This is a genomic window from Bifidobacterium sp. ESL0800, from assembly GCF_029395355.1.
In the GTDB taxonomy this organism is placed as follows: Bacteria; Actinomycetota; Actinomycetes; order Actinomycetales; family Bifidobacteriaceae; genus Bifidobacterium.
On the sequence record NZ_CP113913.1, the window covers coordinates 1,216,013 to 1,235,606 of the forward strand.

General features: G+C 59.4%; 18 protein-coding genes and 1 tRNA gene. 8 read left to right on the forward strand and 11 right to left on the reverse strand.

Annotation, left to right across the window (positions count from 1 at the left end):
• Positions 1-2: 2 nt before the first annotated feature.
• The 6 genes from OZX75_RS04905 to OZX75_RS04930 all read right to left on the reverse strand — a co-directional run bounded on the left by OZX75_RS04905 (position 3) and on the right by OZX75_RS04930 (position 4,998).
• Positions 3-1,370, reverse strand: a complete 1,368-nt coding sequence (locus OZX75_RS04905; RefSeq protein ID WP_277145564.1) for a DivIVA domain-containing protein — start codon at positions 1,368-1,370, stop codon at positions 3-5.
• A 123-nt stretch (positions 1,371-1,493) separates the two neighbouring features.
• Positions 1,494-2,372, reverse strand: a complete 879-nt coding sequence (locus OZX75_RS04910; protein ID WP_277145565.1) for a hypothetical protein — start codon at positions 2,370-2,372, stop codon at positions 1,494-1,496.
• On the reverse strand, positions 2,372-2,875 hold the full coding sequence (locus tag OZX75_RS04915) for a hypothetical protein (protein WP_277145566.1): 504 nt from the start codon (positions 2,873-2,875) through the stop codon (positions 2,372-2,374). The genes OZX75_RS04910 and OZX75_RS04915 overlap by 1 nt, the downstream gene beginning before the upstream one ends.
• Positions 2,876-3,240: 365 nt before the next feature.
• Positions 3,241-3,450 (reverse strand): hypothetical protein, encoded by a 210-nt coding sequence (locus OZX75_RS04920; protein WP_277145567.1) that lies wholly within the window; start codon positions 3,448-3,450, stop codon positions 3,241-3,243.
• A gap of 70 nt (positions 3,451-3,520) precedes the next feature.
• Positions 3,521-4,435 (reverse strand): hypothetical protein, encoded by a 915-nt coding sequence (locus tag OZX75_RS04925; RefSeq protein ID WP_277145568.1) that lies wholly within the window; start codon positions 4,433-4,435, stop codon positions 3,521-3,523.
• Positions 4,417-4,998 (reverse strand): hypothetical protein, encoded by a 582-nt coding sequence (locus OZX75_RS04930; protein ID WP_277145569.1) that lies wholly within the window; start codon positions 4,996-4,998, stop codon positions 4,417-4,419. Before OZX75_RS04930 ends, OZX75_RS04925 begins: the two co-directional genes overlap by 19 nt.
• A 218-nt stretch (positions 4,999-5,216) precedes the next feature.
• Here OZX75_RS04930 and OZX75_RS04935 point away from each other — a divergent pair.
• Positions 5,217-5,290, forward strand: a tRNA-Val gene (locus OZX75_RS04935).
• A 310-nt stretch (positions 5,291-5,600) separates the two neighbouring features.
• Positions 5,601-6,920 carry a serine hydroxymethyltransferase gene (gene glyA / locus OZX75_RS04940; protein WP_277145570.1) on the forward strand — a complete coding sequence of 440 codons (1,320 nt, stop codon included), beginning with the start codon at positions 5,601-5,603 and terminating at the stop codon, positions 6,918-6,920.
• 222 nt (positions 6,921-7,142) lie between these two features.
• Here the strand turns inward: glyA and OZX75_RS04945 are convergent, their stop codons facing one another.
• Together OZX75_RS04945 and OZX75_RS04950 are read right to left on the reverse strand one after the other, a co-directional pair.
• Positions 7,143-7,559 (reverse strand): DUF3052 domain-containing protein, encoded by a 417-nt coding sequence (locus OZX75_RS04945; protein WP_277145571.1) that lies wholly within the window; start codon positions 7,557-7,559, stop codon positions 7,143-7,145.
• A gap of 141 nt (positions 7,560-7,700) precedes the next feature.
• Positions 7,701-8,765, reverse strand: a complete 1,065-nt coding sequence (locus OZX75_RS04950) for a YlbL family protein (RefSeq protein ID WP_277145572.1) — start codon at positions 8,763-8,765, stop codon at positions 7,701-7,703.
• 211 nt (positions 8,766-8,976) lie between these two features.
• Here OZX75_RS04950 and OZX75_RS04955 point away from each other — a divergent pair, with 211 nt between their 5' ends.
• Positions 8,977-10,617 (forward strand): zinc-dependent metalloprotease, encoded by a 1,641-nt coding sequence (locus OZX75_RS04955; RefSeq protein ID WP_277145573.1) that lies wholly within the window; start codon positions 8,977-8,979, stop codon positions 10,615-10,617.
• A gap of 175 nt (positions 10,618-10,792) precedes the next feature.
• On the opposite strand, the gene OZX75_RS04960 is transcribed toward OZX75_RS04955, so the two are convergent.
• Positions 10,793-12,304: an ATP-dependent helicase gene (locus tag OZX75_RS04960; RefSeq protein WP_525930225.1), complete on the reverse strand. Its 1,512-nt coding sequence runs from the start codon at positions 12,302-12,304 to the stop codon at positions 10,793-10,795.
• 83 nt (positions 12,305-12,387) lie between these two features.
• On the opposite strand from OZX75_RS04960, the gene OZX75_RS04965 reads away from it, so the two are divergent.
• Together OZX75_RS04965 and OZX75_RS04970 are read left to right on the forward strand one after the other, a co-directional pair.
• Entirely contained in the window at positions 12,388-14,223 is a 1,836-nt protein-coding gene (locus OZX75_RS04965) for a phosphotransferase (protein ID WP_277145575.1), read from the forward strand.
• Positions 14,224-14,398: 175 nt separating this feature from the next.
• Positions 14,399-14,623, forward strand: coding sequence for a DUF3107 domain-containing protein (locus tag OZX75_RS04970; RefSeq protein WP_277145576.1), 225 nt, complete (start codon positions 14,399-14,401; stop codon positions 14,621-14,623).
• A gap of 178 nt (positions 14,624-14,801) precedes the next feature.
• On the opposite strand, the gene OZX75_RS04975 is transcribed toward OZX75_RS04970, so the two are convergent.
• On the reverse strand, positions 14,802-15,686 hold the full coding sequence (locus OZX75_RS04975; protein WP_277145577.1) for a PHP domain-containing protein: 885 nt from the start codon (positions 15,684-15,686) through the stop codon (positions 14,802-14,804).
• A 103-nt stretch (positions 15,687-15,789) separates the two neighbouring features.
• Here OZX75_RS04975 and OZX75_RS04980 point away from each other — a divergent pair, with 103 nt between their 5' ends.
• Positions 15,790-16,464, forward strand: coding sequence for a vitamin K epoxide reductase family protein (locus tag OZX75_RS04980; RefSeq protein ID WP_277145578.1), 675 nt, complete (start codon positions 15,790-15,792; stop codon positions 16,462-16,464).
• Positions 16,465-16,618: 154 nt separating this feature from the next.
• Here OZX75_RS04980 and dapF read toward each other — a convergent pair whose 3' ends face one another.
• Entirely contained in the window at positions 16,619-17,518 is a 900-nt protein-coding gene (gene dapF / locus OZX75_RS04985) for a diaminopimelate epimerase (RefSeq protein WP_277145579.1), read from the reverse strand.
• Between the two features lie 216 nt (positions 17,519-17,734).
• Between dapF and murI the strand changes: the two genes are divergently transcribed.
• Together murI and OZX75_RS04995 are read left to right on the forward strand one after the other, a co-directional pair.
• Entirely contained in the window at positions 17,735-18,511 is a 777-nt protein-coding gene (gene murI / locus OZX75_RS04990; protein ID WP_277145580.1) for a glutamate racemase, read from the forward strand.
• Between the two features lie 167 nt (positions 18,512-18,678).
• Positions 18,679-19,524 (forward strand): patatin-like phospholipase family protein, encoded by an 846-nt coding sequence (locus tag OZX75_RS04995; RefSeq protein ID WP_277145581.1) that lies wholly within the window; start codon positions 18,679-18,681, stop codon positions 19,522-19,524.
• Positions 19,525-19,594: the final 70 nt, after the last annotated feature.

Below are 19,594 nucleotides of genomic sequence, written 5' to 3' on the forward strand. Positions count from 1 at the left end.
CGTCACTCACCGGTCTTCTGATCGTCACCTTTGAAAGCGCTGTAATCAGGGAACGAGATGTCGGGAATATCAACGTCAGAGTTGTTGAGGGTCGTTGCCGGCTTACCACCTGCATTGCTGCTGGAAGCACCGAACAAAGGAGCGGAATCAGCACCGGTGGCGCCATTGTCTGCGTTCCCCTGAAGCGGGGTGTTGAGCGTCGGCACCTGAGGTGTGGCGAAAGGCGCCTCCTCAGTGTTGTTAGAGAGATTCTCGGTGGTATGGGCCATGTTCGCCAAAGCGGCCAATGAGGAACTGGCATCCGTCGCAGTGTCTTGCGATGGAACAGAAGCATTACTGCTATTGCCTTGTGTTCCAACGCCATCGGGCAAGTTCGGGATTACCGGGGCGGCGGCGTCGGGAACCGTCGTATTGAAATCGAACGTCGAAGAAGAAGCCGCGCCGAAATCATCGGCCGATGCCGGCTGGACATTCGTCTGGACTGCATCGAAGGAACTCGACGAAGCAGCGGGCTGAGTCGTCTGTGCCTGCTGTGCAGACTGATACGAGGAAGCGAGGGGCTGAGCGGCCGGAACCGTAGGGTCGGCCGAGGGACCCGATACGTTATCGGCGATCAACGGGCTGACCGGAACATTGTTGAGCCCGGAAACCGGCTGCGACTGCGGGGCGACCGGAACCGTGCGTGCCCCAACTGGCTGGGCGGCTGCGGCTGCGGCAGCGTTCTTTTCGTTGTAATCGGTGATACGCGCATAAGACTCAACGCGGCTCAACAGCTGAACGCACGCATCGAGATAATAATCAACCTGGCGCTCGTCGTAACCCCGGCTGCCTTTGCGCTGAGTGAAAATAACGTTGGCCACGGTGCTCGAATTGAGATCGGCAAGGTCCTTGGCTTCCTCGCCGCTCATGGACCTGACGCCCAGATCATCTGCGGATTTGGTAATGATCTGATCGACCAGACGGTCCACCTGCTTGACATCATAGGAAGGACGCTTCTTCTCCCCACGAATGAAACGATCTTTGTGGCTGCGCTTGGCATGATCGCTTATCATGCTGTAAAGCTGCTGGGTACGAGCCTGCCACGCGACAGCACCATTGCCTGCAATCTGGCGGGCCGTCTCCTTGTCCACGACTGCATGCTCAAGGCGCGCCAACGCGGCGTCGACCTCGGCAATGACGTAACCACCTTTAGTGAACGTAAACGCGGCGCTCTGAATGTCCTGCTGGGTAAGCTCGCCGTCATTCCTGTCATACATCTCGTGGGCACGTTCCAAGAACTCATTCACCTGGTCAACGTCATAACCCCACTTGCGCTTTCCAGCATATTCTATTCCCGTCGAGCTTTGGTTGTTCTCCGACTCTTCAGCCATCAGTTCTGCCTCCTGAGGTGATCTACGCAATGTTCCCAGTATACGTGGCCGTTACGACGCAACCCGATGGCCCTACTACTTTCACTTAAACCAGAACGAATAAAGGACATCACCATCGACGACTCACTTCGCCGCCCACGCCGGCGGGCCGCCCAAAAACTCATGATCCCCGTATAACCACGAACGGAAACGATACAGCCACACTCGCAGGCCACGCGACGGCAACGGGACCGCCGCAGACGCGATACGCTCGCGGCACCAGGCCACGAACCCCTCCACATCCGGCATCACCCGCCGGTCCACCAAAACACAGCCGTTCAGATCGGCGAACCGCACATCCGCCACCGCCGGAATGATGTCCATCGACGCCTTCCCGCCCGCCGAAGGCGACAACACCACCGCATGCTCCGTCAGCCGCACACACGCCAGATCCGACCACGCCGCACGGGTCGTATATTCCTCGCCGTTCACACGACGCAGCAACACCACGCCGCCGTCATTCACCCACAGACGACACGGCGTTAGCCAACGAGCATCAAAACTCTTGTAACGCCACGTGGCGAACACCCGCGTCAACTCCGCCGTGCTCGTACTCGGCACCGCAAACCAATCCGACAACGAACGAAACATCGAACGCAACACCACCAAAGAATCCAACCGGCCCCAACAGAAAAGCAAAGCAACGACCATGAAGGCAAATAACCCAGCGAACAACTTCACCGACTCGGAATCACCGAAAAACCTGGACCGCATCACCCCGACAATCATCAGGCACAAAGCACCAAAAAACACTACGAACGGCGCGAAGATACGCCGAAGTCCACGCCCGTACGCGTTCGCCGCCTCCACGAACTCGCCCCACATCGGACCAGTCAGCATGAAATCAAACGACCAAGCACCCGACGGCGACGAATCCGAAGACCGGCTGACCGGCCCAACTGCGGCACTGTACGCGCCCGCGAATCCTTCCATCGGCAACCTCACATTTTCAGAACTTTCCATCAGCGCTCATCCTCCTTGGGCGCGGCATCCCCTGTCTTTTGCTGTTTGTGTTGCTGGTTGAGGCGTTCACCCTCCGCCAGCCACTCCAGCTCCGGACGCATCAACGCCAACGCCTCCGACACCGCCGACGGGTCACGCACCCCACGAGAGGCCAGACGCCTCGCACGCCGGTACCTCCCCGACGCCTCACGCACACGCCCATGCACCCACCACGACACACGCCACACACCAGGCACACCCGAACGCGGCAACGCCACACCCTCACCATCCCACTCAGGACGGAACGCCCAGTTCACCCCCACCATGTTCCACACCGCCGAATCACTGCGCCAATCCGCCACCGGCAGAAACACGAAACGACACGTCACCACCGGCCACCGCCGCATGAACGCATACGGCGTACGCACCACCGTCCCGTCGGCCGCCACCTCCTCGCCGCCCAACGCGCACAACGACGTCGACACCGACACCGACAGCCCGCGCGGGTCCACGCCCCCAGGCACACGCAACCCGTGGAACCGGAAGAACGAACGCGCCTCACCCGAACGGAACACAAACAGAAACGGCGGACGCACCAGACACCACACAAAAAAACAACCAATCAAAAAACCACCAAAATTTCCCGCGATGTTGCTCACAGTCCATTCGATTTCTCCCTCAAACATTGGCACTATCCCACCAATAAACGAAGCAGGAATAGCCCACCCGGCACACACCGTCCCTATGAGCCCGATCTTGCGCATGTAGGCGCCGTTCTCCGCGCGGAACAGCTGTTTGAACTCCCGATAACCCAACACAAAACGGAACGGACCCAACGACTCCGGCGAGGAACCGCCGACCGATCCGCCCGACAAAAAACGCCCGCCCATCATCTGCCTCCATGCAACAGATCGTCAAAACCATTCCTGAACCCGTTCTTCACACCATACGAGAACGGCAACAGACTCTCCGGCACCAGGAAACGCAGATAATCCGGGCCACCAATCAACATATACCATTGCTCCGGATTGAACGCTATCGAACCTATCGACCCCAACGTCCACTCGGGACGGAAACTTCCTGCCAGACCATCAGCCATCACCGACTCCATCCACTACCGACAACCGCCATCTCTCAATCTTCTCTCAACACGAATAGCCTCAACGCCCTCACCACCCTGGACGCATACCCTTCGGCGGGCCATACAAAAACTCACGGTCCCCATACAACGACGAACGGAAACGACGTACCCACGCACGCAGGCCACGAGAGCGGGGCGCGGCGCCCGCGATGCGATCCCGGCACCAGGCCACGAACCCTTCCACATCGGGCAACACCGACCGATCCACCAAAACACAGCAGTCCAAATCCGCAAGTTTCACATCCGCCACAGCCGGAATGATATCAATCGACGCCTTCCCACCCGCCGAAGGCGACAACACCACCGCATGCTCCGTCAGCCGCACACAATCCAACTGCGACCAAGAAGCACGTACCGTATACTCCTCGCCGTTCACACGACGCAGCAACACCACGCCGCCGCCATCGGCCCACAGTCGGCACGGCGTCAGCCAACGCCTGTCGAATACACCGTTCTTCCACTGCCCCACCGCACTGCGCATCTCCGGACCAGTTCCGCTCGGCACCGGGAACCACTGCGACACCAATCTCGTCGACTGGTTCATCACAACCCGACGAGGAAACGGACCACCGCAAAGCAGCAAACACACAACAAGAAGCCCGACAAGAACAAGAACCCACCATTCATCATTAGGAAAATACAAGGTCCCGTTACTCAGGAAGACCACCAGCAACAGCACAACGACAAACACGGAGCCTGGCACATAGATATGTCGCAACCCACGCCCATAGGCGTTCGACGCCATCGCGAACTCCCACCACATCGGACCGGTCAGCGTGAAATCAAACGACCAAGCACCCGACGGCGACGAATCCGAAGACCGACCGCCAGCCCCGACGGCACTCGACACATCGGCACCCACGTCCTGAACATAGTCCGACACACCCTTGCAATCCACGCCCGCAAGCCTGATCGCCGTGAAACTCATTTGACCTTCACCCATCTGACATACCGGTTCAACACCAAACCGGGAAACGAACCAATCGCCAACAGACAGATACCGAAGACCGCACAATACCGGTCACGCGAGGCAAACACGCCCACCGCCGTCAGCACACACAGCACCGGCATATAACGGCACAGCAGCGACACCACACGTTTTACCCCAACACTCCTATGAAACACCAGCACCAACACTGCTACACCCACAACCACCAATGTCAGCGCCGCCACCACCAACGCAGCCAAATCAGACCACGGCATCACACGTCCCAAAGCAACGGGATGATGCACCAGCAGGTCGCCGGCCCCAAGTCCAATCGCCACCAAACACCAGAGCAACAAGCCCATCAAAGTAAACACGCCCCCGACAAACCCCATGATCACGCGCAGCCGCAACGGATGCAGCGACCAGAACTCATCATCCGACATCACCAACGGCCCAATCAGCTTCGGAAAACGATCACGCAGCCTCATCGCCCACCCCCGATCGAACACGCGGCACCGCGGTTCGCCTTCTTCAACCTTGATCTCTTTGCCGTCATTGTCACCGCCGTCTTCCGGCATGCTACCACCAAGCATCGTCGCAGAAAGCTCCTCATTATCGCCATCCCCCGGCCGGAGGAGGCGTCACCATGGCGTTTGAGGGACGGGGAAGGAAGATCGAAGGCCTCAAGAAAGTACAATCGTAAAACATAATGACCATATTCGCCGCCAGGGGCGCGGCACGTCAATCCGCCGACACCCCGCTGGGCAACGGTTGCGGTAAAGTAAAAAAAGTCTTCGGGCGATTAGCTCAGCTGGTTAGAGCGCCACCTTTACACGGTGGATGTCGGGGGTTCGAATCCCTCATCGCCCACAGTTCCCTGCGTTGCCGTTTTATCGACGTTTCATCAACGTTCCACCGGCTGCCTTCATCACCGACTTCCGAAATCGCCGTATACCGTGCATGTCGCAGATCATCGGTTCCTTCAATGACGAATTGTCCACAAACAGAACAAATGAGGCATGTTCCGGCAGCCATCTGGCATAATGGCACTTACGCAGCAACAAGCGCAAGCCTCTTTGCTGCGTAATCCGTGGAATTCCGTTCGTTGTCAAGGAGCGGACGAAGCGGAAAAAATCTGCCGCATTCCCGGCAGCCGACGAGTATGAAAAAGGAGTTCGAAATGGCTGAACCATTTAAAGCCGACACATCCAACCCTGCAGTCGTGCAGAGTTCGTCGGACGTGTTCAATGCACCCATCGCACAAGCGGACCCCGAAATCTCGTCGCTGATTCAGGACGAACTCAAGCGCCAGCAGAACGGCCTTGAGATGATCGCTTCCGAAAACTTCGTACCCCGCGCCGTTCTTGACGCGCAGGGCTCCATTCTGACCAACAAGTACGCGGAAGGCTACCCCGGACGCCGCTACTACGGCGGCTGCGAATTCGTCGACGGCATCGAGACGCTCGCGCGTAACCGCGCCAAGGAACTCTTCGGCGCCGAGTTCGCCAACGTTCAGCCTCATTCCGGCGCACAGGCCAACGCCGCCGTCTATCAGGCGCTCATCAAGCCGGGCGACACCGTGCTGGGCCTGGCGCTCGACCACGGCGGCCACCTGACCCACGGCACCAAGATGAACTTCTCCGGCAAGTTCTACCACGCCGAATCCTACGGCGTGAATCCCGACACCTTCCTGATCGATCCCGAAATCGTGCGCCAGCGCGCGCTCGAGGTCCATCCGCAGCTGATCATCGGCGGTTGGAGCGCCTACCCGCGCATCGAGGATTTCAAGGCGATGAAGGAGATCGCCGATGAGGTCGGCGCGAAGTTCTGGGTCGATATGGCCCACTTCGCCGGTATGGTGGCCGCGGGCCTGCACCCGAGCCCGGTCCCCTACGCCGATGTCGTCTCCTCGACCGCGCACAAGACGCTGGGCGGGCCGCGCTCCGGCTTCATCCTCGCCAAGAAGGAATACGGCAAGAAGATCAATTCCGCCGTCTTCCCCGGCCAGCAGGGCGGGCCGCTGATGCACATCATCGCCGCCAAGGCCGTGGCCTTCAAGGTCGCCGGCACCGAGGCGTTCAAGCACCGCATGGAACGTACGCTCGAGGGCGCGAAGATCCTGGCCGACCGCCTCAACGCGCCCGATGTGGCGGCGCAAGGCATCACCGTTTTGACCGGCGGCACCGATGTGCATCTGGTCATGGTCGACCTACGAGACAGCGAGATGGACGGACTGACCGGCGAGAACCTGCTGGCGCAGTGCGGCATCACCGTCAACCGCAACACCGTGCCCTTCGACCCGCGCCCGGCTTCCGTGGCCTCCGGCCTGCGCATCGGTACCTCAGCGCTGGCCACCCGCGGATTTGCCGCCCCGCAGTACGAAGAGGTCGCCGACATCATCGGCACTGCCCTGGCCGCGGGCAAGGACGCTGATGTGGAGGCGTTGCACGCCCGGGTGACCAAGCTCACCGAGGATTTCCCGCTCTACCCGGGACTCTAGGCTGCAGCACAATTCAATAGAAGAAAGTCCTCATCGGTTCATCGCCGACGGGGACTTTCTTCGTATTCTCCCCCATTGACCAAAATGCAATACAAGCCATAATCGCAAATCCGACGCCACACAATACGAAAGTCTCCGCCGACAAGGCGTCAGCAGAGACTTTCCATATCCTCAAGCATATGTACTTTTGAAAACGACTGGCTACGCCAAACCGCTACGGTTTCAGCGACCTTTGCCGAAGGCACGCAGACGGATACCGTTCCAATCCTCGGAAACCGTCAGGGGCGTGGCCGCGTTCATGCCGGCGGTCTTGGCGGCGGACTGCACCGTATTGGAGGCAGGAGCGCCCGGCCGACCCGGCTTGGGGGTGAGAATCCAAAGCGGGCCGTCTTCACCGATGACCCCATGCGCGTCCATGATGGTGTCGGCCAAGGCGTCCTCGTCATCGCCGTCGCGCCACCAGATGATGACGCCATCGACGGCAGAATCATAATCTTCATCGACCAGATCCTGACCGGTCAAATCCATGATTTTCTCTCGAGTGGACTCACTTACGTCGTCATCCCACAGCCATTCCTGCACGATGTCACCGTTGTGAAAACCGAACTCTTCAGCGTTTTTTGATGCCGTTTCATTCACCCTTCTAATATAGCAAACATAGGGAACAGCACGCGCCACGTCGCGGCGTCGTATCCACATTGCGGGCAATACCAGACAGTTAGCGCAATCTGTCCAGTCAATATCCGTCAAATAGTGCACGTTGCCCGCGGCAAGGTTAATTTAATTCACCGTGCAATGTGGCAGGCTATCGGCCTTGCCCTGCCCAATGGCCACCAAAGCGCGGTAGGCTTCGTCCAGCGTTGAGACTTTGACATCGCGCAGGCCGTTCGGCACATGGCCGACGACCTCGTCGCAATTGCTAGCGGGGGCAAGGAAATAGGTGGCACCGTCGCGTTTGGCACCAAGCATTTTCAGCTGGATACCGCCGATTTTGCCGACCTTGCCTTTCTTGTCGATGGTACCGGTGCCCGCAATCGTTTTGCCACCGGTCTCGTCGGCCGGGGTGAGCTTGTCGATGACACCCAGCGCATACATCATGCCGGCTGAGGGACCACCGATGTCGTCGACGTGCATTTCCACTTTGGCGTGCGAGGCCCCGGCTATCTTGTGTCGCTTTGCGAACGTGAGCGCCGCCGCGGTGGCGGAGTCTTGGGAACCGGTCATCTGCTTGGTGGCGGTCTTTTCATATTCCTGAGAGCTCTGGCCGACGGGGAACACGGCTTCACTGGGCATGACCTGCTGGTGAGGGTCGATCCATGCGATCAGGGTTTGGATACCGAGCGCCGGCGAGCCCGGGACGCCCTGGGCGTTGACGGTCAGCAACAGCAGCTTGCCACGGCTTTTGTGCGTGGTCGCGCCGGTGATGGCGATCACCTGCTTGCCGTCAGACGTACCCAGCACGTCCTGGGTCGGGCCAGGCGTTTCAATAACGTAAGGACTGGGCAGAAGCAGCACCAGGAAACACAGCACCGCACAAATGACGCCAGCAAAATAGCGCAGCGAATGACGCGAACAATAACGGGTGAAACGGTACCAGATACCGAGACGACCGCGAACGTCGATGGCCGCTTCATCGCTCTCGGCGCCCGTATCAAAAGGAGAATCGGCATCCGCACCGATCGGGCTTGCAACATCGCCCGAAGCACGGTTGTCCGAAGCCGACGCACCGATAATGCCATCGAAATCATCGTTACTGGGCCACGACGAATCCGTCGTATCTTCGCCCGCCGGTGACATCGGCATCCGATGGCCTTGATACCCCTGGTCCTGATTGCTGCGTGACATAATCAACCAGTATGCTGCCTTGCCCAGACGCAACGCCTTCATAAAACCTACGAGCGCAGCCAAGAGACATCGCCGGCCACGATATATTCCCGGCTTGGCCGCAATCTCGTCGGTAGCGGAAGATTACAGCGATAAGACCATAGAAGACAATAATATGGGAAGACATACGGACGTTATATTGCCGGGACTTGAAAGATAAAGGACGATACCGATGGACGAAAACGCGATACACCAATGGTTGATCGACTGCTTCGGTCAGATGCAGGGCGACATGGCATTCCAACAGCTCAACGCACTGCCTGACGCGGTCAAAGACCAGCTCCTCGGCCAGGATCCGACCAAACTGCCCAAGCCCGCCGAAGTGAAGGCGCTGATGAACGCATTCACCACCAGCGGACTCAACACCGTCGGTGATATGCAGCAAAGCGCCGAGCAGGGCCCCGTCAACGTGAAACTGGCGACCTCACTGGCCTTGGCCATCGCCAATGACGAGGGCAGCGAGCAGACCGTCACGGCGAGTGAGGGCGAAGCCGTGCGAAAGGCGATGAGCGAGGCGAACCTTTGGCTCGACACCGCCAGCACCATCGACCCCGCCCCAGGCGACCCACAGGTGTTCACCCGCGCCGACTGGGTCAATGCGACGGTCGATTCGTGGGCGAAATTCGCCAGCCCGGTGGAGCAATCCATGAGCGACGCGCTTTCCAGCGTCGTTTCGGAGCGCTTTGGCGACGCCTTCGGCGACGGCGAGATAGCCGGTGTCTTTGCCGGTCCGATTCCCGTGCCGATTCCCGACAATATGAAGGACCCTGCCAATCTCATCAAGATTCTCGGCAACACGGCTTTCTCCACACAGCTCGGGCATGCGGCGGGCCAGCTTTCGCACGAGGTGCGCGGCAGTTTCGACCAAGGTATCGCCCTGCAGAAGAACCCTGCCGGAGCGCTGATCGCGCAGAACTCCATCGAATACGCCAAGACGCTGGAAATCGACCAGTCCGAGGTATTGGCGTTCCTGGCGCTCGAGGAAGTGGCGCATGCCCGTCTCTTCGCCCATGTGCCGTGGCTCATGCCCCGCTTCGAGGCCTTGATCGGCAAGTACGCACGCGGCATCAGCATCGATCTGGACGCCATGGAGGAGCAGTTGCGTGACGCGACCTCGATGGACCCTGATTCGATTTCCGGAGCCGTCGATCTGACGAAGGTCGGCATTGCCGATACTCCGGAACAGAAAGAGGCGCTCGAAAGCCTCGAGACGCTTCTGGCCTTGGTCGAAGGCTGGGTCGACGCGGTGACGTGGAAGGCCGGGGTGGCCCATATCCCGCACATCGACCAGTTGCGTGAGATGGTACGCCGCGAACGTGCGGTCGGCGGACCGGCGGAACGTACCTTCGAAAACCTGCTTGGCATGGAGCTGCGCCCCAAGCGCATGCGCGAAGCCGCCGACATCTGGGAAAAGATCGGCGCGCAGGAAGGCGACCAAGCCCGCGACGAAAAGTGGTCGCATCCTGATCTGCTGCCGAAGCTGCCGGATATCGACGGCAAGCAGGCGCAGGTCGACGACACCGAAACGTCACCATCCGACGCCAATACGAATCCGGACGCGAACATCACCACCTTCGCCGCTGATGGCAGCGATGCCACTGATTCCAAGCACGGCATCGACTGGGACGCCGAACTCGAGAAATTGCTTGACGCCCAGGGCGACGACGATGGCGAGGGCAGCGAAACAACCGCCAAAGACGACAGCACCGAAACCGACAAAGACGATGAATCATCGAAATCCGATAACGATGATGGCGCATCCGACAAAGGCAATGGCATCCAGCCGGATAACGGAGACAAACCGCAAAACTGAAGTCGTCTCTGAAGGCTGAAAATCGAATAAAGTAATACAAACAGAGGCCGGCATCGACATATCAACAGTCGATACCGGCCTTTCCTGTAATCTCACAATCGTTGCCGGCAAAATTGCGCCGAGCCGGTCGAATTCGCAAACCTACCGAATTCACAAACCGATCGAATCCGCGAACCTACCAAAAGCGGCTTGGAGTGCGCGAAAAGGTCGAGACGCCGTCCTTGCTGCGTGCGTAGGAAAGATGCAGGGAATCCTCGGCTCGGGTGACGGCCACGTAGAAGAGGCGGCGCTCCTCCTCCAAGGCGTCGCCGGGAGCCGGGGAACCGTACGGCAGCAGGCCTTCCGAGCAACCGATGATGAACACGTGCTTGAATTCCAGACCCTTCGCGGCATGGATCGAAGAGACCGTGACCCCCGGCTCGCGCCTGCTCGCCAAAATCTCCATGGCCTCGCGACGGCTTTCATTGTCGTCCTGAAGTACCGTGTCTTGCACCCCGACGTCGTGACGGGTGCGGTAGGCGATTCCCTGCGATTTCAAGGCCTTGCAGACCACCTGCTGCTGGGCGTTGAGACGTGTGAGCACCGCGCACTGCGACGGTTTGGCGCCTTGAGCGACGAACTGGGCGATGCGACCGGCCACGCCTTGCGCCTCCTCGGCGTCGCTGTCGTAGGCGGTTTTGACCACACGCATACCTTCGCCTTTGTCTCTGGCGGAAACCAGACGCAGGTATTGGTCCCGGTCCGGCGCGGAAGCAAGGACACGGTTGGCCATCGAGACGACCTGAGGCGTGGAGCGGTAATCGGTATTGAGATTGATATCGGCGCGCAGATCACCGAACTCCCCCGCGAAATTGAGCAGGTCGTAGCTCGAAGCCCCGGCGAAGGAATAGATCGTCTGGGCCGGGTCGCCCACCACGCACACGTTGCGATTATCGCCCAGCCAAAGGTCCATCAGGCGGTGCTGCAGGGGTGAGACGTCCTGATACTCGTCGACGGTGAGCCAGCCGACGGACTGCTGAATCTGCGCGGCCTGCTCCTCAAAACCTCCAAGCACATGGCAGGTCAACAGCAGGATGTCGTTGAAATCCATTTCGCCGCGTGAGGTCTTCTCCTGTTCATAGCAGGTGTAGACGTCGGTGAAACGTTGCGGGTCAAGCCCGGCCGGCGGCATCCTATGCGTGGCCGCGCAGACACGTTGGTAATCCTCCGGGGCTATCAGCGAGACCTTGGCCCAGTTGATCTCGGCAAGCAGATCGCGCCTGGCGATACCGTCGTATTGGTCGGATCCGGTGGCCCGTTTGAGCGCTCTCGCGATGATTTCCTGCGGATCGGCAATGACATGCGGGAAGGGAGCGATGCTGATGTCGTACCAGACCTTGCGCAATTGGTGCAAGGCGGCGGAATGGAAAGTGGCCGCGGTGACCTGGCCTGCAACGCCGAGCGATGCCAATCGCTGCCTCATCTCATCGGCGGCCTTCACCGAAAACGTCACCGCGAGCGTCCGGCTCGGATCCCACTCGCCTTTGGCGCAGGCATAGGCGATGCGCCGTGTGACGGTGCGCGTCTTGCCCGCACCGGCACCGGCAATGATGCGAACCGGGCCGTCAAGGGCCGTGGCGGCCGCGCGTTGGGCGTCGTCAAGCCCTTGAAGCTTGGCCTGCGTATCCCTGGTGTCCATATCTGCCATTCTGCCAGCCGCACCCGATAGCCCTGTAATTCCTTGAAAGCGAACGGACTGCAAGGACATAGGGGTGTATTAATCTGGTAGATGTGACTTTACGAAGCAAGTTTATGCTGGCGGCCCTCGCCTCAGCCGCCATGCCCGAGACATCCATGGCCGGGGTGTGCGAGTACAACCGCAGCGACAAGGCCGACAATGACGCCGGCATCGATTACGCCGTGGTGCAGGACACGGCAGGACGGCAGTACGACGTGTTCGTATCCAGCGATCCAAAAGGCAAAAAGCTTCTCGCGGGACGTGCGAAAGCGGCTGGCGTTCTTGCCTCGTCCCATGAAATGAGCGGATTGGGCTTCGCGCTGGACCGCGCGTTGGCGTTCAGTACCGCGGGGAAAGGCAGCGCAACCGGCAAAAACTCGGTGCTGGTCGCACCACACGTCGAGGGAGAGGCACGCCAACTTGATTTGCTGACCTGCCAGGACGCGGCGAGCGTGGGCACCGCCATCGGGGCCATCCACCGCCAGCGCACGGATTTCCTTGACGATGCGAAATTCCCGGCGTTCACCACCGGACAGATTCGAGCCCAGCTGACCGGCTGGATCAAACGACTGCAACAGGCCGGCCATGTGCCGCCTGCCATCACATCCAGCTGGGCCAAGATCATCGACACCGAAGGCCTCTGGTCCTTCTCCACCACCCTGACCCATGGAGGATTTGCGGACGGGGATTTCCTCTTCTCCGGTTCCACCATCACGGCCGTGAACAATTGGCAGGACATGCAGATCAACGACCCCGCACGCGACCTGGCTTGGATGTTCGCCAAAATGGATGAAGACCATCGCAATGCACTGATGAACGCCTATGGCGGGATCATGGGCTCGCGAATCGACGACCTCATCCTCCTCCGCGCCAACCTTTGGCTGCAAATGCAACAGGTCGGCGATTTCATCGAAGCGTTGTCCCGCGCGGACAATGCGAGGATCCTGCAGTTCAAAGCGCAGGTCGAGCATCTCGCGCATCAGCTGACGGTGGTCGCCAACAAGGCCAAGGGCGCGGCAACCGCGGCCTCGGCGGTCGTGCCCGCGAAAGACGATGCCCCCTCTTCAAAGAGCGAACACAACGATTCGCGGCATTCCTACGAACAGGAGGAGGACGAAAGCGACAGGACCGGTTCAGCCGAAGTCACCAAACTTGTCGAGGCAAGCGACAGCACCGCCGACCGTCCGGTACATTTCAAGCCGTCACGTTCCTACGCCTTGGAAGACGAAGACGATGACCGCACCGACGACCGGCAGAAGCCGGCGACAGCGGGCAAGCCCTCCTACCCCGACATGCCGAATCCTTCATCTTCGGCCACGATGGTGCTGAGCGAGGCCGAAAAGAAGCCCGTCTTGAGCGATGACGAAGCAGACGACCCCGAAAACGAAAACAACGCCGAAACGCGGGCCGACGACGAGAACGACCAAAACGGCAGATCCGAAGTCTCTTGGCACGTCCAGTATTCGCAAGAGGACGACGTCTACAGCGGGTCGGCAACGAGAGGAAAGGTCGACCACGACGCCCCCACGGCCCTGATTCCCCTGCTTGAACAGGAGCAGCAGGCATTGCACGATGCTCAGATGGGGCTTGAGGAAGCCGAGGAAAAGGCCGAAAAGAATCGTTCTCTATCGAGTACCGAGATCGAAACCCAAGACGAACGGGACGACGGCGACGTAGAGGCGGCCGAATCCGGAATCGAAAAAGAACCGGATGACGCGGTCCAACAGGATGACGTATCAAACGATGACGCCCCAGCCGGTTATGATGTGTCGGCATCCGACGAAACCGACCGCGATGATCGTGATTCCGGTGACGCGGACAGCCAGCCCGAATCAGACGATTCCGCAGACGCCGACCACACCAGTTCAACGAGCAACGACGAGAGATAAAGGCGCACCCGGCCGAACGGCAACCAGCACGTCTCCGTTCTCCATGAAGCCGGCGAAACCGACCCGTTCTGTTCCCCGCCAGTGGACAAACGCGGCAATCCTAGCCAAAAGCGTAATGACCAGCCTTCGGGCACAATAAAACCTAAGAACAATCCCTAAACGAAAGAGGTAACACATGGATGTCGAACTCGGAATCCAAAACGTGGCACGTCCGGTCAATTTCACGACCGACAACAGCGCTGAAGAAGTGAGCAAAGCCATTTCGGACGCCGTGTCGAAAGGCGAGCCAATCGACCTGGTCGACGACAAAGACCGTCATATCATGGTGCCGGCAGGCGCTCTGGGCTATGCCATCGTCGGTTCGGAGACCAAGCATGCCGTCGGGTTCGGAGCCCTTTAGACGAAACGTTCACCAAGATAATTACGCCTGCAGAATAACATATAGCAACATTGCCCAGTTTTTTGTGACACGTCTCACATGATTGGGCATTTTTCTTGTTCAACACATTTGTGCCGACATCACCGTTCCGAAGCCTGCGGTTCAAGACCAGCCAAGCGACGTCAACCGAAACGGCGGCTCAGGAGACCAATCCGATGGCACCGCGTTGCACGATTTGCGCCACGACGTCATCCGAGGTCAGATTCTCTCCCAACTCGTTCGGCTTGCCGGCCCCATGCCAGTCCGAACCTCCCGTGACCAGCAAGCCGAGCTCGTCGGCAAGGTTCAACAGACGCCGGCGCTCGTCGCTTCCGTTTCCACGATGCCACACCTCAAGCCCGCCCAATCCAGCATCGGCCAGTCGCCTGATCTGGGAGGCGGAAAGCAAAATCCTGTTGCGGCTGTAATCGCCGGGATGGGCGACGACGCTCACCCCTCCGGCCTGCCGAACCACCTGCACGACCTGCAAGGCGGTAGGCGAAGGCGTCGGTATGTAATACTTGCTGGAAGACGAGATGGCTCCAGCAAACGCCTCGGAGCGCGTGCGGTAGAACCCTGCCGCCACCAACGCATCGGCCATGTGGGGCCTACCCACCGTCGTCTCCTCGCCTTTTTTGATTTGGTCTCTCACATCGTCCCAAGTGATGGGAAAATCCTCGGCCAGACGCGAGACCATCCGCCTGGCGCGCTCGATACGGGCTTGGCGCGTCGAACGGAACAGCTCAACGATGCCTTCGTTTTCGGGATCGTAGAGATAGGCAAGCATGTGAACGGAAACATGGTCGTCCTGTGCGGTGATTTCGCTGCCGCGCAACAACGTCAAACCCCGACTTTCAGCGGCAATCCGTGCATCATTCCAACCCGCAGTGGTATCATGGTCGGTGATTGCGACGCCGTGCAGTCCTTTTGCACATGCAATGTCGACCAGTTCGGCGGGAGTCTTGGTACCATCGGAAAAGACCGTATGACAGTGAAGGTCCCAACCGGAAACCGGGCCGCAATCGTTATATTCGTCGCTAGTCATAGACCTATCGTAGGCCTATGAGCCCGACAGCCGATGAAATGCCAGGGAACAGAAAGCAGGGATATGCATGTCGACTAAACACAGCGCAGCCGCCGTGAGGAACATGGAACGAGCATCGATCGCTCCCAACGGCCAACCGACCCTTGAATTTAGCGACAACCGCGAACCCAAAGGGTTCTTCCATGGACCCATCTGGAACTATGGAGTGATGTGCCTAGGCGCAGGCATCGGCCTGTTCGCCTCGCTGATGCTGGCAGCCGATACCCTGAAGCTGGCCCGCAACCCGAACAAGGCGTTGGGCTGCGATGTGAACTCCGTGCTCTCCTGCTCCACCGTCGCGGAATCCTGGCAGGCCGAGATCATCAAGATCGGCGGACTGAGCTTCCCGAACGCGTTCTTCGGCATCTGTTTCTATTCGGTCTTCGTCACCGTCGCGGTGGTCGGCGCCTGCAACGTCAAGCTTCCTTACTGGTTCTCGGCAGCGGCCTGGATCGGCGGCGTCACCTGCATCGCTTACGCCTATTGGCTGATGAGCCAGTCCATGTTCGTCATCAAGGCACTCTGCCCTTGGTGCATGACCATGATGTTCGCCACCACGTTCATGTTCATGGGGCTGACACATGCCACGGTAACGGTACAGAAAATCCCACGCAAGCATTGGCGTAAGGGCCTCAATACCTACTATCGCATGCGTTACGACTGGATGGTCGACATCGTCTGGATCTTCGCGATCATCGCGCTCATCTTCGTCAAGGAAGGCGCCGCGATCTTCGCCTGATAGACCTTTGGATTGTTATCAGGAACCCGTACAGCCGTCATCATAGACAGCCGTACGGGTTTCTTTGTACTCGAACACCGATCTTCAATACCGGTCTTTCCCGTTTGCTTTTGTGGCGTTCAGATTGTTGTAGGCTATAAAACGCTTCCGCCTTTTACAGCAGCTCCACCTTCGCCACGATTACAGCGGCACCGGTAAGCAGTACGTCGTCGTCGCTGACGTCGACATGCACGAGCCCGCCGCGAATGGCGATGTCCCAATGACTCACTCCGGTTTTCGCTCTCAACGTCACCGCTGTGGCGCCAAGCCCGGTGCCGCAGGAAAGCGTTTCCCCGCACCCACGTTCATTGACCCGCATCGTGGCACGACCCGTGTCGGCGGCTTTGTCACAGGCGTCGATACGCACGAATTCAGCGTTCTGATCGGTCTCGATTGACGGCATGACCGTCGGCTTGACGACGAGATTCAGATCCTCGAGCGCAGGAAGCGTGGCCTTGCCGTCTTGAAGGACGGATACGACGTGGGGATTGCCCATATCCACAAAAGTCCCAGCGGCCTCACCAACAGTCCCGGCAATGGTGACCTTATAGGTGTCCAACTCACCGATCCTGCCGGCTCCCAAGCTCACTTGAAACACATCGTCGCCGTATGGCGCCGCCGCACCCAGCGAAAGCAACGTTTTGATTCCGGCTCGCGTACCCAGTCTGAAAGGCGCGCCGCCCGGGGCCTCGGCAAAGCCGGCGCGTTGGGCGAGCAACGTCGTCACACGGGTACCGTTGCCGCACATCTCCGCCAGGGTCCCGTCGGCATTGCGATAGTCCATGAACCATTGCGCATCGCCGTCGCGGCAAAGCGCCACCTGAAAAGCGGAAAGGTCGCTGACATACTCCGGTTTCGTCAGACGTATCAGGCCGTCGGCACCAATGCCGAAATGACGGTCGCAGACATGGCGAACCTCGTCGCCGGTCGGCTCGAAACGGCCCTCGCGGTCGATGTAGATGACGAAATCGTTGCCGGTACCGTGGCCTTTATAGACGAAGTGCGGAAGACTCATAAGCGACAGTCTACCTGTTGCCACGCTCAAGGGCGGCAAGTGAACGTGTCGGGATGCACCATCCGCCCGAGCCGGGCGCCGAGCGCCGCCGCAGCAGCAGATCCGACGATTCATCCAATTGGCTATCATGTGCATGTTCGTTGAAAACGATAGGATACAACAGCGAAATCGCTAAGCTTAGATCAGAACGGTTAGATCGTGGTGAAAGAGGACAGCATGGCATCAAACGCTCCGATAGGCGTGTTCGACTCGGGACTGGGCGGTATCTCGGTGGTGCGGGAAATACGCAGGCAAATGCCGAACGAGCGCATCATCTATTTCGGCGATTCGGCCAACGCCCCGTACGGTACCAAGACGCCTGAAAAGGTGCGCAGACTTTCCTTCGCCATCGTCGAACGCTTCGTGCGCCTGGGCGTCAAGGCCATCGTCATCGCCTGCAACACCGCCACTTCGGCCGCCGTCGATGATCTGCGGGCGACCTACGACCTGCCCATCATCAGTATGGAACCGGCGCTGAAAGTGGCATGCGACCGTGGGAACGGAACACCGCAACGCGTCATCGTCGCCGCCACCCCGCTGACGCTTCGTGAAAAGAAGTTCACCGCGTTGATGCACCGTTTCAGCGCCACCAACACCATCTACCGCCAGCCTTGCCCGGACCTCGTGGAAATCGTGGAGCACGACCGGCTGGAAGACCACGAGCTGGTCATGGCCACCTTGCATCGCTATTTTGACGGCTATGACCTCGGCTCCATCGACTCCGTGGTGCTCGGCTGCACGCATTTCGTCTTTTACCGCGACTATTTCCGGCAGCTGCTTCCCGCCTCCACCGCCATCATCGACGGCAATGAAGGCACCGCCCGTCATCTGCACGACCTGCTCGAAGCCTCCGATGAGCTGACCGATCCCACCGCCGTTGGCAGCGTGACGCTTCAGAACTCGGACACCAGCGAGCGCATGGCCGCCCTGGCCGCCAAACGCCTCGACTTCTGATCGGTTGTCAAACCTGTCTTTGCGCTTCGCGGACCTTCCTGAAGCGATAATTCGTCACCATATCACCGTTTGCACAACCTCCGGCCAAGGGCGAAACAATGTCCGTAAGGCGGACGTATGCTCGGTTAACCAAACAGCATGACTTCGGCTTTGAAGGAAGGTAAGAGATGACGAAAACTGCTTTGATCGACGTCGGCGGGGGCTTCCGTTCCATTTTCGGTGCGGGCGTGATGGACAAGCTCATGGACCTCGGCATCGCCGTCGACAAGTGCTACGGCGTCTCCGCGGGCAGCGCGAACATGATCTCCTATATCTCCGGCCAGCGCGGACGCACCTATACGTTCTATACGCAGTATGCCAGCCGCAAGGAATACGCGAGCGCCGACAACTTCATCAAGCTGCACAATTACGCCAATCTGGACTACATCTACGGCACGCTTTCGAATTCCGACGGCGAATATCCGGTGGATTATACGGCCTTCGCCGCCTCCCCTACCAAGTTCACCGTGGTGGCCTGCGACGCCCGCAACGGCTACGCGCGCTATTTCGACAAGTCGGATGTGCACCAGGACGACTACGACATCATGAAAGCCTCCAGCGCGGTGCCGGTGGCCTGCGAACCCTACGTCATCGACGGGGTTCCCTATTACGACGGCGGCATCGCCGACCCGATTCCGGTCGAACTGGCAGTGCGCGAAGGCTACGACCGCATCGTGCTCATCCTCACCCACCGGCGTGATTTTGTGCGCGAGGCCAAGAAGGACGCCGCGCCCGCAGCGCTGCTGAAGCGGACATACCCCGCTGCCGCGGAACGGCTCAAGAACCGCTATCGCACCTACAACGAGGAGATGCAGGTCGCCGAAAAGCTTGCCTCCGAGGGCAAGGTGCTGATCCTGGCACCCGACGACCTGTGCGGGCTCGATACGCTGAGCAAGACCGACGAAGGCCTGGAAGCGATGTACCGCAAGGGACTCGATGCGGCCGATGCCATCCCCGAGTTTCTTGCCAGCTGACGGCCGAAGGAACCGATCTCATACCAGTGCAGGGAAACTGCCGCTTACGACCATTCACCCCCCAGCAACA

Excerpts from the sequence above, each read along its gene's own strand:
- OZX75_RS04950 (WP_277145572.1), bottom strand. The coding sequence starts at position 8,765 with ATGTCACGCAGCAATCAGGACCAGGGGTATCAAGGCCATCGGATGCCG.
- OZX75_RS04980 (WP_277145578.1), top strand. The coding sequence starts at position 15,790 with ATGGAACGAGCATCGATCGCTCCCAACGGCCAACCGACCCTTGAATTT.
- murI (WP_277145580.1), top strand. The coding sequence starts at position 17,735 with ATGGCATCAAACGCTCCGATAGGCGTGTTCGACTCGGGACTGGGCGGT.
- dapF (WP_277145579.1), bottom strand. The coding sequence starts at position 17,518 with ATGAGTCTTCCGCACTTCGTCTATAAAGGCCACGGTACCGGCAACGAT.
- OZX75_RS04930 (WP_277145569.1), bottom strand. The coding sequence starts at position 4,998 with ATGCCGGAAGACGGCGGTGACAATGACGGCAAAGAGATCAAGGTTGAA.
- OZX75_RS04910 (WP_277145565.1), bottom strand. The coding sequence starts at position 2,372 with ATGGAAAGTTCTGAAAATGTGAGGTTGCCGATGGAAGGATTCGCGGGC.
- OZX75_RS04925 (WP_277145568.1), bottom strand. The coding sequence starts at position 4,435 with ATGGGTGAAGGTCAAATGAGTTTCACGGCGATCAGGCTTGCGGGCGTG.
- OZX75_RS04920 (WP_277145567.1), bottom strand. The coding sequence starts at position 3,450 with ATGGCTGATGGTCTGGCAGGAAGTTTCCGTCCCGAGTGGACGTTGGGG.
- glyA (WP_277145570.1), top strand. The coding sequence starts at position 5,601 with ATGGCTGAACCATTTAAAGCCGACACATCCAACCCTGCAGTCGTGCAG.
- OZX75_RS04970 (WP_277145576.1), top strand. The coding sequence starts at position 14,399 with ATGGATGTCGAACTCGGAATCCAAAACGTGGCACGTCCGGTCAATTTC.
- OZX75_RS04960 (WP_525930225.1), bottom strand. The coding sequence starts at position 12,304 with ATGGCAGATATGGACACCAGGGATACGCAGGCCAAGCTTCAAGGGCTT.
- OZX75_RS04905 (WP_277145564.1), bottom strand. The coding sequence starts at position 1,370 with ATGGCTGAAGAGTCGGAGAACAACCAAAGCTCGACGGGAATAGAATAT.
- OZX75_RS04975 (WP_277145577.1), bottom strand. The coding sequence starts at position 15,686 with ATGACTAGCGACGAATATAACGATTGCGGCCCGGTTTCCGGTTGGGAC.
- OZX75_RS04955 (WP_277145573.1), top strand. The coding sequence starts at position 8,977 with ATGGACGAAAACGCGATACACCAATGGTTGATCGACTGCTTCGGTCAG.
- OZX75_RS04995 (WP_277145581.1), top strand. The coding sequence starts at position 18,679 with ATGACGAAAACTGCTTTGATCGACGTCGGCGGGGGCTTCCGTTCCATT.